General features: G+C 73.8%; 10 protein-coding genes. 9 read left to right on the forward strand and 1 reads right to left on the reverse strand.

Annotated elements, in window-relative coordinates; translation table 11 throughout:
• The first annotated feature begins 42 nt into the window (after positions 1 to 42).
• The 9 genes from nusA to ABT118_RS31035 all read left to right on the forward strand — a co-directional run bounded on the left by nusA (position 43) and on the right by ABT118_RS31035 (position 12,259).
• Positions 43 to 1,056: a transcription termination factor NusA gene (gene nusA / locus ABT118_RS30995; protein ID WP_350676794.1), complete on the forward strand. Its 1,014-nt coding sequence runs from the start codon at positions 43 to 45 to the stop codon at positions 1,054 to 1,056.
• 70 nt (positions 1,057 to 1,126) lie between these two features.
• Positions 1,127 to 1,420, forward strand: a complete 294-nt coding sequence (locus ABT118_RS31000) for a YlxR family protein (protein ID WP_350676930.1) — start codon at positions 1,127 to 1,129, stop codon at positions 1,418 to 1,420.
• 185 nt (positions 1,421 to 1,605) lie between these two features.
• On the forward strand, positions 1,606 to 4,785 hold the full coding sequence (gene infB, locus ABT118_RS31005) for a translation initiation factor IF-2 (protein WP_350676801.1): 3,180 nt from the start codon (positions 1,606 to 1,608) through the stop codon (positions 4,783 to 4,785).
• Between the two features lie 126 nt (positions 4,786 to 4,911).
• A complete protein-coding gene (locus ABT118_RS31010) occupies positions 4,912 to 5,208 on the forward strand; it encodes a DUF503 domain-containing protein (RefSeq protein WP_350676805.1) in 297 nt (98 codons plus the stop codon).
• Positions 5,209 to 5,358: 150 nt separating this feature from the next.
• Entirely contained in the window at positions 5,359 to 5,802 is a 444-nt protein-coding gene (gene rbfA, locus ABT118_RS31015) for a 30S ribosome-binding factor RbfA (protein ID WP_350676811.1), read from the forward strand.
• 2 nt (positions 5,803 to 5,804) lie between these two features.
• Positions 5,805 to 6,905, forward strand: coding sequence for a DHH family phosphoesterase (locus ABT118_RS31020; RefSeq protein WP_350676814.1), 1,101 nt, complete (start codon positions 5,805 to 5,807; stop codon positions 6,903 to 6,905).
• Positions 6,906 to 6,930: 25 nt separating this feature from the next.
• On the forward strand, positions 6,931 to 7,836 hold the full coding sequence (gene truB, locus ABT118_RS31025) for a tRNA pseudouridine(55) synthase TruB (RefSeq protein WP_350676819.1): 906 nt from the start codon (positions 6,931 to 6,933) through the stop codon (positions 7,834 to 7,836).
• A gap of 133 nt (positions 7,837 to 7,969) precedes the next feature.
• On the forward strand, positions 7,970 to 11,200 hold the full coding sequence (locus tag ABT118_RS31030) for a serine protease (RefSeq protein ID WP_350676824.1): 3,231 nt from the start codon (positions 7,970 to 7,972) through the stop codon (positions 11,198 to 11,200).
• Positions 11,201 to 11,305: 105 nt separating this feature from the next.
• Complete coding sequence (locus ABT118_RS31035; RefSeq protein ID WP_350676829.1) at positions 11,306 to 12,259, forward strand: bifunctional riboflavin kinase/FAD synthetase; 954 nt, start codon at positions 11,306 to 11,308, stop codon at positions 12,257 to 12,259.
• Positions 12,260 to 12,309: 50 nt separating this feature from the next.
• Here ABT118_RS31035 and ABT118_RS31040 read toward each other — a convergent pair whose 3' ends face one another.
• Complete coding sequence (locus tag ABT118_RS31040) at positions 12,310 to 14,259, reverse strand: nucleotide-binding protein (RefSeq protein ID WP_350676833.1); 1,950 nt, start codon at positions 14,257 to 14,259, stop codon at positions 12,310 to 12,312.
• Positions 14,260 to 14,397: the final 138 nt, after the last annotated feature.

The following is a 14,397-nucleotide window of genomic DNA, read 5'->3' on the forward strand; positions in this document are numbered from 1 at the left end:
GAACGTGAACGTGAACGTGAAGAGGGAAGAGGAGGCGTAGCCGTGGACATCGACATGAGCGCCCTGCGTGGGCTGGTTACCGAGAAGAACATCCCGTTCGAACTGCTGGTCGGATCGATCGAATCGGCCCTCCTCATCGCGTACCACCGCACCGAGGGCTCCCGCCGCAAGGCGCGGGTCGAGCTGAACCGCAAGTCCGGGCACGTGACGGTCTGGGCGCTCGAGGACGCGGACGAGCTGGACGAGGGCGTCGAGCCGAAGGAGTTCGACGACACCCCGAGCGGCTTCGGCCGGATCGCCGCCTCGACCGCCAAGCAGGTCATCCTGCAGCGCCTCCGGGACGCCGCGGACGACCAGACCTTCGGCGAGTACGCGGGCAAGGAGGGCGACATCGTCACCGGTGTCGTCCAGCAGGGCAACGACCCCAAGAACATCCTGGTCGACATCGGCAAGCTGGAGGCCATCCTCCCGCCGCAGGAGCAGGTGCCGGGCGAGGACTACAAGCACGGCACCCGGCTGAAGTGCTACGTGGTGGCCGTCCGCCGGGGCGTCCGCGGCCCGTCCGTGACGCTCTCGCGCACCCACCCCAGCCTGGTGAAGAAGCTGTTCGCGCTGGAGGTCCCGGAGATCGCCGACGGCAGCGTCGAGATCGCCGCGATCGCCCGCGAGGCCGGCCACCGCACCAAGATCGCCGTCTGGTCGCGCCGTCAGGGCCTGAACGCCAAGGGCGCCTGCATCGGCCCGATGGGCGCCCGGGTGCGCAACGTGATGGCCGAGCTGCACGGCGAGAAGATCGACATCGTCGACTGGTCGGAGGACCCGGCGGACATGGTCGCGGCCGCGCTGTCCCCCGCACGGGTGACGAGCGTGGAGATTGTGGACCTCTACGCGCGCTCCGCCCGGGTGATCGTGCCGGACTACCAGCTGTCGCTGGCGATCGGCAAGGAGGGCCAGAACGCCCGCCTCGCCGCCCGTCTGACCGGCTGGCGGATCGACATCCGGCCGGACACCGAGGCCCCTGCCGGGAGCGAGCGCGGGGAATCCCGCGACGCCTAGTCACGTTGTCGCTGTCCTGCCCGCAATCGGCGGGGCGGCGCCAGGTCCCTCCGGAGGGGTAGACTTGAGGTTGTCTGGCCGGACGCATGTCCGAGCATGCCCGGAACGCACCTGCGTGGGCTGCCGCAAGCGAGCGGCCAAGCACCAGCTGTTGCGTGTCGTGGCGATCGAGGGCGTCTGTGTCCCCGATCCCCGCGGCGCACTGCCGGGCCGGGGCGCACATCTGCACCCCGACCCGACCTGCCTCGACCTCGCGGTCCGCCGCCGGGCTTTTCCCAGGGCCTTCCGGCTCCAGGGGATGCTCGACACCGCGGACCTGTCCGAGTTCGTCGAGCAGCGGGCCGGTGACACCCCGGCAGGCTGAAGAACCATCGCAACAAGCACCGCACAGAGCTGGCAGAGCCTCGTGCGGCGCGCACACGTCAGGTACCTCGCGAGTTGGAAGTAGGTCGAGATTGCGATGAGCACTCGATGAGTACGCGATGAGTACGCCCATGAAGTAGCGATAGTCCGGCGGACGAATACCCCGGACACGTAGACAGGAGCACAGTGGCTAAGGTCCGGGTATATGAACTCGCCAAGGAACTTGGCTTGGAGAGCAAGGCCGTCATGGCCAAGCTCACCGAGCTCGGTGAGTTCGTCCGTTCGGCGTCCTCGACGATCGAGGCGCCGGTCGTGCGCAAGTTGACTGACGCTTTGGGAGTGCCGCCCACCGGCGGCGCCGCCAAGCCTGGCCCGCGGAAGCCCGCGGCGCCCCAGCCCGCCGGTGGTGCTCCCGCCGGTGCGGCCGCACCCAAGCCGGGTGCCCCCACTCCGGGACCGCGGCCCGCCGCGACCCCCGGTCCCCGTCCGACCCCGGCCGCCGCGGCTCCCGCCGCCCCGGCCGCCCCCGCCGCGCCGAAGCCGGCCGCCGCTGCCCCGGGCCCGCGCCCGGCCGCCGCGCGTCCCGCCCCGGCCGCTGCGGCCCCGGCTGCTCCGGCGGCCGAGTTCTCCTCGCCGGCTCCCGCCGGTGACGCCGCTGCGGAGGCGCCGGCCCGTCCGGCCGCCGCTGCTCCGGCTGCCCGTCCGGCGGCGGCCAACCCGTCGGCCCGTCCGGGCCCGCGTCCGGCCGGTCCCCGTCCGGGCAACAACCCCTTCACCTCTGGTTCCGCGACCGGCATGGGCCGCCCCGGCGAGCGCCGTCCGGCTGCTCCCGGTGCCGCGCGTCCGGGTGCCGGCGCCCCCGCCGGCGAGCGTCCGGCCCGTCCGGGCGGCGACCGTCCGCGTCCGGCCGGTGCGCCGGGTGCCGACCGTGGCGCTCCGCGTCCCGGTGGCGACCGTCCGCGTCCCGCTGGTGCGCCGGGTGCCGACCGTGGCGCTCCGCGTCCCGGTGGCGACCGTCCGCGTCCCGCCGCCGGTCCCGGTGGCGCTCCGCGTCCGGGTGGTGCCGGTGCGCCGCGTCCCGACGGGATGCCCCGTCCGGCCGGTCCGCGTCCGGGTGGGCCCAGCCCGTCCGGTATGCCGCGTCCGAACCCCGGCATGATGCCGCAGCGTCCCGCTCCGGGTGCCGCGCGTCCCGGTGGCCCCGGTGGCCGTGGTCCGGGTGGCCCCGGTGGCCGTCCGGGTGCTCCGGGTGCCGGTGGCGCCGGTGGCGCTCGTCCCGGCTTCGCCGGCCGTGCGGCCGGTCCGGGCTCGCGTCCGGCCGGTGGCGGCTTCGGCGGCCCCCGTCCCGGTGGCGGTGCCCCCGGTGGCGGCGGCGGCTTCGGCCCGCGTCCCGGTGGTTTCGGTGGTCGTCCCGGTGGCCCGGGTGCCCGTGGTGGCACGCAGGGCGCCTTCGGTCGCGGTCCGGGCGGTCGCCCGGCGCGTGGCCGCAAGTCGAAGCGGGCGAAGCGCCAGGAGTACGAGGCCATGCAGGCCCCGTCGGTCGGCGGCGTCATGCTGCCGCGTGGCAACGGTTCCACCGTTCGCCTGTCGCGGGGCTCGTCCCTGACGGACTTCGCCGAGAAGATCAACGCCAACCCGGCCGCGCTCGTCTCGGTGATGTTCAACCTCGGTGAGATGGTCACCGCGACCCAGTCGGTCTCGGACGACACGCTCCAGCTGCTGGCCGACGAGATGGGCTTCCAGCTCGAGATCGTCAGCCGCGACGACGAGGACCGCGAGCTGCTCGAGTCGTTCGACATCGACTTCGGTGTCAACGAGGGCGACGAGGACATGCTGGCCCCGCGCCCGCCGGTCGTCACCGTCATGGGTCACGTCGACCACGGTAAGACCCGCCTGCTGGACGCGATCCGCAAGTCCAACGTGGTGGCCGGCGAGGCCGGTGGCATCACCCAGCACATCGGTGCCTACCAGGTCGCCACCGTGGTGAACGGCGAAGAGCGTCCGATCACCTTCCTCGACACCCCGGGTCACGAGGCGTTCTCCGCCATGCGTGCCCGTGGTGCCAAGTCCACCGACATCGCGATCCTGGTGGTCGCGGCCAACGACGGTGTCATGCCGCAGACGGTCGAGGCGCTTAACCACGCCAAGGCCGCCGGTGTGCCGATCGTGGTCGCGGTCAACAAGATCGACGTCGAGGGCGCCGACCCGACCAAGGTCCGCGGTCAGCTGACCGAGTTCGGTCTGGTGGCCGAGGAGTACGGCGGCGACACCATGTTCGTCGACATCTCCGCGCGCCAGGGTCTGAACATCGACTCGCTGCTGGAGGCCGTGGTCCTGACCGCGGACGCCTCGCTCGACCTGCGGGCCAACCCGGAGCAGGACGCGCAGGGTATTGCGATCGAAGCCCACCTCGACAAGGGCCGCGGCGCCATGGCGACCGTGCTCGTGCAGCGCGGTACCCTCCGCGTCGGTGACTCGATCGTGGTCGGCGACGCCTACGGCCGCGTCCGCGCGATGCTGGACGAGAACGGCAACAGCCTCGCCGAGGCGGGCCCGTCCCGTCCGGTGCTGCTGCTCGGTCTGACCTCGGTGCCCCGCGCCGGCGACAGCTTCATCGTCGTCGACGAGGACCGCACCGCCCGTCAGATCGCCGAGAAGCGCTCGGCCCGTGACCGCAACGCCGCGTTCGCGCAGCGTCGGGTCCGGATCTCGCTCGAGGACCTGGACAAGGCCATCGCAGCGGGCTCGATCGAGCAGCTCAACCTCATCATCAAGGGTGACGTCTCCGGTTCCGTCGAAGCCCTCGAGGACGCCCTCGTCAAGCTCGACGTGGGCGAGGAGGTGGAGCTCCGGGTGCTGCACCGCGGCGTCGGTGCGATCACCGAGTCGGACGTCGACCTCGCGATGGGCTCGGACGCCATCATCATCGGCTTCAACGTGCGCGCCGAAGGCCGCGCCCGTACGGCTGCCGAGAAGGAAGGCGTGGATGTCCGGTACTACTCGGTCATCTACCAGGCCATCGAGGAGATCGAGAACGCGCTCAAGGGCCTGCTCAAGCCCGAGTACGAGGAGGTGCGCCTCGGCTCCGCGGAGATCCGCGAGGTGTTCCGTTCCTCCAAGTTCGGCAACATCGCGGGTGTCATCGTCCGCGAGGGTCTGCTGCGCCGCAACGCCAAGGCCCGTCTCATCCGCGACGGCAAGCTCATCACCGAGAACCTCACCATCGAGGGTCTGCGTCGTTTCAAGGACGACGCGACCGAGGTGCGCGAGGGCTTCGAGGCCGGTGTGACCCTGGGGTCGTTCAACGACATCAAGGTCGAGGACATCATCGAGACCTACGAGATGCGCGAGAAGCCGCGGTCCTAGCAGTGGCTGCCGGGGCCGGTCGACGGGATGCAAATCCCGTCGACCGGCCCCGGTCTCGCTGTTAGCCTCGGTGACGCCCGTTCGGGCGATTCCCCGAGGCCTTCAGGTCGGCTTGACCTGTCACACATGTTCGTAGGAACACTCACGTTCGACCTCCTGCTCGGCGACGTCCACTCGCTCAAGGAGAAGCGTTCGATCGTGCGGCCCATCGTGGCCGAACTGGCGCGCAAGTACAGCGTGTGCGCCGCAGAAGTCGGGAACCAGGATCTGCACCGGAGGGCCGAGATCGGCCTGGCGGTGGTGTCCGGCGACGCCGGGTACGTCACCGAGATCCTGGACAGCTGTGAGCGGCTCGTCGTCGGCCGCCCCGAGGTGATGCTGCTCTCCGCCAGGAGGCGCCTTCACAACGACGACGATGACTGAGGGTGTGCGCGGTGGTGCGACGTCAGCACCGTCACACCGACGAGGACCGAGAGCGCCCACAAGGCTGGGCGCGGGCAGGTACTTTGGGGCCAGGGCCGCACCCGGTGCGTCCGTGACCCGGGTACCGCGCTCACTGCACGAGGAGGCAACGTGACCGACACCGCAAGGGCGCGCAAGCTCGCCGACCGCATTCAGGTGGTGGTGGCCGAGACCCTGCAACGCCGGATCAAGGACCCGCGGCTGGGCTACGTGACCATCACCGACACCCGGGTGACCGGTGACCTGCGCGAGGCCACCGTCTTCTACACCGTCTACGGTGACGAGGCCGAGCGCGAGGCCAGCGCGGCCGCACTGGAGAGCGCCAAGGGCGTGCTCCGCTCCGAGGTCGGCAAGCAGACCGGGGTGCGCTTCACCCCGTCGCTGACCTTCATCGCGGACGCACTGCCGGACAACGCGAAGAACATCGACGAGCTGCTCGACAAGGCGCGGGTCTCCGACGCGGCGGTCCGTACCGCCGCCGCCGGTGCCACCTTCGCCGGGGACGCCGACCCCTACCGGGTGCCGGCCGCCGAGCGCGACGACGAGGACGAGTAACCATGACCGCCGAGCCGGTCGACCCCGGCCAGGGGGCATCGTCCACCGACACGGTGGATGGTGCCCTCGCGGTGCTTCCGGGGCCTCGCAGCGAGTCGTCGCCCGCCTCCGGGGCGTCAGCCCTGGCGGCGGAGTGGCAGCGGGTGGTCGAGCTGGTCGGGCAGGCCCGGTCGGTCGACCTGATCTGCCACATCAAGCCGGACGGCGACGCGCTCGGCTCGGCCCTGGCGGCCGGTCTGGCGCTGCGCTCGCTCGGGCGCGAGGTCCGGGTCTCGTTCGGCGACGACCCGCAGGTGATCCCGGAGTCGCTGAGCTTCCTGCCCGGTCAGGAGCTGATCGTGCCGGCCGCCGCGGTGCCGGAGGTGCCGGAGCTGGTGCTCTGCTTCGACGTGGCGGCCGAGAGCCGGCTCGGGCTGCTGCACGCCAAGGCGTTCGCGGCCCCCGCGCTGGTGGTGATCGACCACCACGCCTCCAACCCCGGCTTCGGCACCCACCGTCTGATCGACCCGTCCGCCCCGGCCACCGCCGTGCTGGTGGACGAGCTGCTCCGGCGGCTCGGCGTGCCGCTCGACCAGGACCTGGCGGCCTGCCTCTACACCGGCGTGGCCACCGACACCGGGTCGTTCAAGTACGCGGCCACCACCCCCGCCACCCATGAGCTGGCCGGGCGGCTGCTGGCCACTGGTATCCGGCACGACCTGATCTCCCGCCAGCTCTGGGACACCTCCTCCTTCGGCTTCCTCAAGGTGCTGGCCGGTGCGCTGGACCGGGCCGTCTACGAGCCCCAGGCGGCCGGCGGGCGCGGCCTGGTGTGGAGCTGGGTGCCGTACCAGGACCTGGCGCTGTTCGGCGTCACGGTCGAAGAGATCGAGGGCCTGATCGACGTGCTGCGCCGCCCGGCCGAGGCCGAGGTGGCGCTGGTGCTCAAGCAGGACCCGGACGGCACCCTGCGCGGCTCCTGCCGGGCCAAGGGCGCCGTCGACGTGGCCGCCGTCTGTGCCGAGCTCGGCGGCGGCGGGCACCGGTTCGCGGCGGGCTTCTCCGCGCGCGAGGACGTGGACGCGACGATCGCCCGGTTCCGGGCCGCGCTGCCGACGTCCTGACTTTCTCCGTACAGAAAAAGAGCTGATGAAGCGTAAGGGAACCGGCCCCGACGGCCTGGTCATTGTCGACAAGCCGGAGGGCCTGACCTCGCACGGGGTGGTGGCCAAGCTGCGCTGGCTGGCCGGGACGCGGAAGGTCGGGCACGCGGGCACGCTGGACCCGATGGCGACCGGCGTGCTGGTGATCGGGGTCGAGCGGGCCACCCGGCTGCTCGGGCACCTGATGCTCACCGCCAAGACCTACGAGGCCACCATCCGGCTCGGGCAGGACACCGTGACCGACGACCGCGAGGGTGACGTCACCTCCTCGGCGGACGCCTCGGGCATCGAGCGGGCCGCCATCGACGCCGGGATCGCCGGGCTGACCGGCGAGATCATGCAGGTGCCGTCGAAGGTCAGTGCGATCAAGATCGACGGGAAGCGGTCGTACGCCCGGGTCCGGGAGGGCGAGGAGTTCGAGCTCGCGGCCCGGCCGACCACGATCCACTCCTTCGTGGTGCACGAGCAGCGGTCGGCGGTGGCCGAGGACGGCACCCCGGTGATCGACCTGGACGTCACGGTGGAGTGCTCCTCCGGGACGTACATCCGGGCGCTGGCCCGGGACCTGGGCGCCGGGCTCGGTGTCGGCGGCCACCTGACCGCGCTCCGGCGGACCAGGGTCGGGCCGTACGGGCTCGAATCGGCGCGGACGCTGGAGCAGTTGGAGGAGAAGCTGGAGGTGCTGCCGATCGCCGAGGCGGCGGCTGCGGCGTTCCCCCGCTGGGACGTGGACGCGGAGCAGGCGCGGCTGCTGGCGCACGGCATGAAGCTGGCGGCGCCCGGGCTGGGCGTGGACGGGCCGATCGCGGTCTTCGACCCGGAGGGGCGCTTCCTGGCCCTGATCGAGGAGAAGGCGGGGCACGCCAAGCCCGTCGCGGTCTTCGTCGGCTGACCTTTGGTCGAAAGGCAGAGTGCCCGGCCAGGTACGTACGTTGAACGCTCCTGAGGTCGGCGTCGCAGTTCCCCGAGCCCCTGTCTTCCGGACCGTGCGCCGGATTCACCCGAAGAGGTGAGTCCGGGTCCGGATGGGGTGGCGTACGCGGCTGTCCGGGCAGGCTCCGGGCGGTGGCGGGCTGCTGAGGGGCGGGCGCGGGATGGCCGAGGGGCTGCTGCGGATCTGTGGGCCGGACGGGTTGGTCCGAGGGCTGGGGTTCGTGGCGGACCGGCAGGGGTCGGTGCTGACGGCCCATCAGGCGGTGGCGGGGGCGGAGCACCTGGTGCTGCACCTGCCGGGCGGGCAGACCAGGGTGCTCGGCACGGACTGCGTGGACGTCCTGCCCGGTGCCGGCCTGGCGGTGCTGCGGACGGAGTCGGTCGGCGGCGTCCCGATCGGCCCGTCGGCGATCGCCGACGGCTTGGGCAGCGGGCTGGTCTCGGTCTCCCAACTGGCGGCCGGAGTCTGGGAGTTGATCCAGCTCCAGGGCGGCGTCCGTGGATTTGCCGAGGACGGGGCGCTGCTGCTGGACCTGCCCCACCTGCGCGGCCCGGTGACCCCGGGTGCGCCCGTGCTGGACGCCGAGACCGGGGCGGTGCTGGGCGTGCTGGCGGCCGGTCCGGACGGGCCGAGGGCGCTGCCGCTGGCCGGGCCGGAGCTGGCGGGGCTGCGGAGCCGGAACGCGGTGGCGGTGCCCGCGTACGGCCGGGCGCTGAACCTCGGGGGCGTACTGGCGCTCTGTTCGGTGCAGCTGGGCTCGGCGAGTGCGGGGCCGGGCCGGATCGCCGATCTGGCCGCCGACCGGGTGGACCGGTCGGACGGGCTGACCGGGGAGGAGCCGCAGGCGACCGTCAGTGTGCTGGTCGGGGCGGCGGGCAGCGGGCGGAGCACCGAGCTGGCGGCCCTCGCGGTCCGCCGCGCGGGCGGGCCGCAGCCGCTGCCCACGGTCTGGCTTCGCGGCGCCGATCTGACCGCGGCGGACGCCACCGTGGCGGCTGCGGTCGAACGCCGGCTGGCGGGAGCGGCAGAGCTGCTGGGGGTGGCGGGCCCGGCCGGGGACGCGCTGCTGCGGCTCTGCGCGGAGGCCGGACGCCCGCTGCTGGTGGTGCTGGACGCGCCGGAGGAGGCACCGTTCGCGGTGCCGGGGGAGTGGCTGGCGGCGTCCGCGCAGTGGCTGGAGCAGGGCGGGGCACGGCTGCTGACGGCCTGTCGGCCGGAGAGCTGGGCCGGGCTGCCGGGCGCGGCGGTGCACGGGCTGGGTCCGCTGCCCGCCGAGGCGGGGGAGCGGGTGGCGCGGCGGTACGGCGCGCCCGGGCCGGGGGAGCACCCGCTGTCGGTGCGGCTGGCCGGGGAGGTGGGCGAGGCGCTGGAGCGCGGCCCGCTGTACGCGGCGTACCTGGAGCTGGGCTGCGGCCGGGCCGCCCGGCGGCTGCTGGCCGGGGCCGGGCCCAGACGGGCCGGGGCGCACCGCCGGGGCACCGCGGCGGCCCCGCTGCGGGCGGAGGACCGGGAGCAGCTCCAGCGGCTCGCCACGGCCGTCGGCGACCGGGTCCGGGAGGCGGCCCACCGGATGCTGGGCACCGGCCACGGCGCCCTCGACCCGGGTGCCTTCGCCGAGCTGTTCCCCGCCGAGGGCGGCTGGGCCGGGGCGGTGCTGGCCGAGCGGCTGTTCGTCCCGGCCGGGCCCGGCTACCGGTTCGCCCACGAGGACCTCGCCGACTGGCTGCAGGGCGGCCAGCTGGACCTGGACGCCGCGCTGCGGCTGCTGCTGGAGGGGGCGGAGGCGGCCCCGGCGGAGGGGGCCGCGCTGCCCGCCGGGGGCGTGCCCCGGCACCGGGTCGGGGTGGTGCTGTGGGCGCTGCGCGGGGTCGGGGAGCGGCACGGGGCGGCCGGGGTGGACCCGTGGCTGTGGCGGCTGTGGCGCGGGGTGGAGACGGCAGCCGGGCCCGAGGAGGACTGGTGGGCCAGGCGGCTGCTGCTGGACGGCCTGGCGGCCAGCCCGGAACCGGCGCTGCACCGCCCACTGTTGGAGCGGATCGCGGAGCGCGGCGGAGGTGGGCTGGGGGCCGAGTTCTGGGTCGGCCTGCCGCTTCCGCCGGCCGACCGGCTGGAGCTGCTGCGGCTGCTGGTGACGGCCGGTCAGGAAGTCGGGGCGGCGGTGGCCGAGTTGCTGACGGACGATCCGCGCACGGTGCTGCCGCTGCTCTGCCGGTGGTTCGGCGAGACCCGGGCCGGTGCCGTCACCGACCTCGCGCACGACCTGCTGTGGGCGCACCGCGGTCTCGCGGTCGACGACCTGACGGAGTCACTGGCGATCGCGGCCCATCCGAGAGCGGACGCGCTGCTGGCCGAGCTGGCCGTGGCGGAGCCCTCCGCGCTCTGCCGGGCGGTGGACCGGTGGAGCCACCACCCGGGCCCGGAGTGGCACGTGGCGGCGGCCGTGCATGCGCTGCGGGCGGCCCCGTACGCCACCGGGACGGGCGCCGACCTGCTGCGGTACGCGGCCAGGACCCTGCTCGCCCGGGAGCAGGAGCCGGCCCTGCACGGCGCGGCGCTGGCGCTGCTGGTCTCCGACCCGGCGACCAGGTCGGAACACCTGGGGGCGGCGTTGGCCGCCTATGCCGGGGACGATCCCTTCCTCACCGCCGAGGCGCTGGCCCCGGCGCTGGCCACCGATCCGGAGCCGGTGCTGGCCGCCTTCCGGAGCCGTCTGACCGCGCCGGGCGGGGCGGTCGCGGCGGCGCTCCGGGTGCTGGCCGGTGCTCCGGCGCTGCTCGGGCCGGGTCTGGAGCTGGCGGCCGAGCTGCTGCACCGGCAACCGGAGCGGTCCGGCCAGGTGGCCGAGTACCTGGCGGCGTTGCTGGACGGCGGGGCGGAGCCCGGAGTGGTGCTGGCCGAGGCGGCCGCCCGGCCGTCGGCCCTGCGCCGGCTGCTGGCGGTGCTGCTGACCGATCCGGCCCGGCCGCCCCGGCTGCTGGAGACGCTGCTCGCGGTGGAGCGGGACCCGGTGGTGCTGGTGCCGGTGGTGGAGCTGTTGGCCGACCGCTGTCGGGATCAACAGGCCTCGGAGACACGGAAGTTGATCCGGTTGATCGCCGAGGCGGGGCGGTCCGAGGTGGATGCCGCGCTGGTCCGCGGGGCCGGTCGTTCGGCCGGTTTCGCCCGGCTGTTGGCGGAGTGGCCGAGCACCGAGCCGGGACCGCACGGGGGCCCGCTGCTGGCCCGGATGCGGCTGCTGGTGGCGGGCGGCCGCGATCCGCAGTACGCGGCCGCGGAGGCCGAGCGGGGCGCGGTGGTCCGTCCGGCGGGCCGGGTTGGGTGACGCTGGTGCCGACACAGCTTCGGGCGCATGGCACGCTATAGGGGTTCGGTAGGAAGCGAGAGCGTGCGGGGAACGCACGCCGGTTCGGAACGAGGAGCGGTCAGGGTGCAGCGCTGGCTTGGCCTGGAGGAGATCCCCGGGGACTGGGGGCGCAGCGTCGTCACCATCGGATCGTTCGACGGTGTGCACCGCGGCCACCAACTGATCATCAGTCGGGCGGTGAAGCGCGCCCGTGAGCTGGAGGCCAAGGCCGTCGTGGTCACCTTCGACCCGCACCCGAGCGAGGTGGTCCGCCCGGGCAGCCACCCGCCGCTGCTGGCACCGCAGCCGCGCCGGGCCGAGCTGATCGAGGCGCTCGGGGTGGACGCGGTGCTGGTGCTGCCGTTCACGATGGAGTTCTCGAAGGAGTCGCCGGAGTTCTTCGTCCAGCAGGTGCTGGTGGAGGCGCTGCGCGCCCGGCTGGTGATCGAGGGCCCGAACTTCCGCTTCGGCCACCGGGCCGCCGGGAACGTCGAGTTGCTCGCGGAGCTGGGCCGGTCGGCCGACTTCGAGGTGGAGGTGCTCGACCTCCAGGTGCGCGGACAGGCCGGTGACGGGGAGCCGTTCTCGTCCACGCTGATCCGCCGGCTGGTCGCCGAGGGTGATCTGACCGGGGCCGCCGAGGTGCTCGGCCGGCCGCACCGGGTCGAGGGCATCGTGGTCCAGGGTGCCCAGCGCGGACGGGAGTTGGGCTTCCCGACCGCCAACGTGGACACCGTTCCGCACAGCGCGATCCCGGCCGACGGGGTGTACGCGGGCTGGCTGACGGCGGCCGGTGAGCGGATGCCCGCGGCGATCTCGGTCGGCACCAACCCGACCTTCGACGGCACCGAGCGGACGGTCGAGGCGTACGCCATCGACCGGGTCGGCCTCGACCTGTACGGCCTGCACGTGGCGGTCGACTTCCTGGCGTACCTGCGCGGGATGGAGAAGTTCGACTCGATCGACGCGCTGCTGGACCGGATGGCCGACGACGTGAAGCGGGCCAGGGAGCTGACCGACGGGTCGTCACCCGCCTGACCGGGCCGGAATGCGGAAGGGGCGCGGAGAACCGCGCCCCTTCCGTGTTCCTACTGCTGCTGTTGCGGCGGCGGGTAGCCGTACCCCGGCGGGGGCGGCGGCTGCTGGCCCTCGGGCTGCTGCGGCGGCGGGGGGTAGCCGTAGCCGGGCGGCTGCTGCTGTTGCTGCTGACCCTGCTGGGACCACTCCTGCGGGAGCGGCTGGGCGCCGGGCGGGGGCGGCGGCTGCTGGCCGTAGCCGGGCTGCGGTGCCCACGGTGCGCCGGGCGCGGGCTGGCCCGGGTAACCGCCCTGCTGGGGGTAGCCGGGCTGCTGGGGCGGGTAGCCGCCCTGCTGCGGGTACCCGGGGTAGCCCTGCTGCGGCGGCTGGCCGGGGTAACCGCCCTGCTGGGGCTGGCCCCAGCCGCCGGCCGCGTGCTGGGCGCGCACGATGTCCTCGCCGACCAGGGTGGCGAGTTCGAAGTAGGCGTCCCTGACCTTGGGCCGCATCATCGCCAGGTTGACCTCGGCGCCGGCCGCCAGGCTCTCGTCGAACGGGACCACCACGACGCCGCGGCAGCGGGTCTGGAAGTGCGCGACGATGTCCTCGACCCTGATCATCTTGCTGGTCTCGCGGACCCCGGAGACCACCGTGATGGAGCGCTGCACCAGGTCGGCGTAGCCGTGCGCGGAGAGCCAGTCCAGCGTGGTGGAGGCCGAACTGGCGCCGTCCACGCTGGGGGTGGAGACCACGATCAGCTGGTCGGCCAGGTCGAGCACCCCGCGCATCGCGCTGTAGAGCAGACCGGTGCCGGAGTCGGTCAGGATGATCGGGTAGTGCTGCCCGAGCACCTGGATCACCGAGCGGTAGTCCGAGTCGTTGAAGGTGGTCGAGACGGCCGGGTCGACGTCGTTGGCCAGGATCTCCAGGCCCGAGTGCAGGTCCTGCGAGGTGAACTGACGGACGTCCATGTAGCTGCGCAGGTGCGGGATGGCCGTCACCAGGTCGCGGATGGTCGCGCCGGTCTGGCGCTTCACCCGGCGGCCGAGGGTGCCGGCGTCCGGGTTGGCGTCGATCGCGATCACCTTGTCCTGGCGCTCGGTGGCCAGCGTGGCGCCGAGCGAGGTGGTGGTCGTGGTCTTGCCGACGCCGCCCTTGAGGCTGATCACCGCGATCCGGTAGCAGCTCAGCACCGGGGTGCGGATCACCTCCAGCCGGCGGGCCCGGTCGGCCTCCGCCTGCTTGCCGCCGAACTTGAACCGGGACTCGCGCTGCTGCTTCGGCTGGCCGCGCAGCAGCCGGTCCGAGGACAGCTCGACCGCGGCGGTGTAGCCGAGTGCCGCACCGTGCGCCATCGGCTGCTGGCCGCCCTGCCCCTGGAACGCGACGGGGGCCTGCGGCATGGCCTGCTGCGGGTACGGCTGCGGCTGCGGCTGGTGCTGGGGCGGCATCTGCTGCTGCGGGTACGGCTGCTGGGGTGGCTGCGGCCAGCCGCCCTGGCGCGGGTCGACCGGCGGCGGCGGGGCCTGCTGGGGGTACGGCTGCTGCGGCGGCTGCTGCTGGGGGTACGGCTGGGGCGGCGGGGCCTGCTGCGGGTACGGCTGCGGCTGCGGTGCGGGTGCCGGGGGAGCCTCGGCCACCGGCGGGGCGGGCGCGGGAGCAGGCGCGGGCACCGGAGCGGGAGCGGGCGCGGGCGCCGGGGCGGACTGCAACTCGACCGGTGCGGGGGCGGGTTCGGGCCCGGGGGCGACCGGCGGAAGGACCGCGGTCTCGGTCATCTCGGGCACGGGCGCGGGCACCGGCGCCGGGGGGACCGGCGCGGCCTGGGCGACCGGCGGGACCGGAACCGGTGCAGGCGCAGGCACCGGAGCAGGTGCGGGAGCCGGGGCGGGCGCGGGCGCAGCGGACGCATCGCTCTGGGTGTACCAGGACGGTGGGGAGTAGTCAGGAACGTCCGACCAGTCGTCGTCGTCCTCCGCCGCGTTGTCGCCGACGTAGACGCCGTCCCGATCGCTGCTCACTTGGGCTCCCTCGTGTTCGCCGCCGCTCTTCGCGGTGCCGTAGGCACAAGACTAGGACGTGAATCCCAACCGCTCACAGGCGGTGCCGGAACTCACACCATCGTGGACGAAAGGAGAGGCCCGCACACCGGATCACCC

It is taken from the genome of Kitasatospora sp. NPDC002040, from assembly GCF_040296785.1.
Lineage (GTDB): Bacteria > Actinomycetota > Actinomycetes > Streptomycetales > Streptomycetaceae > Kitasatospora.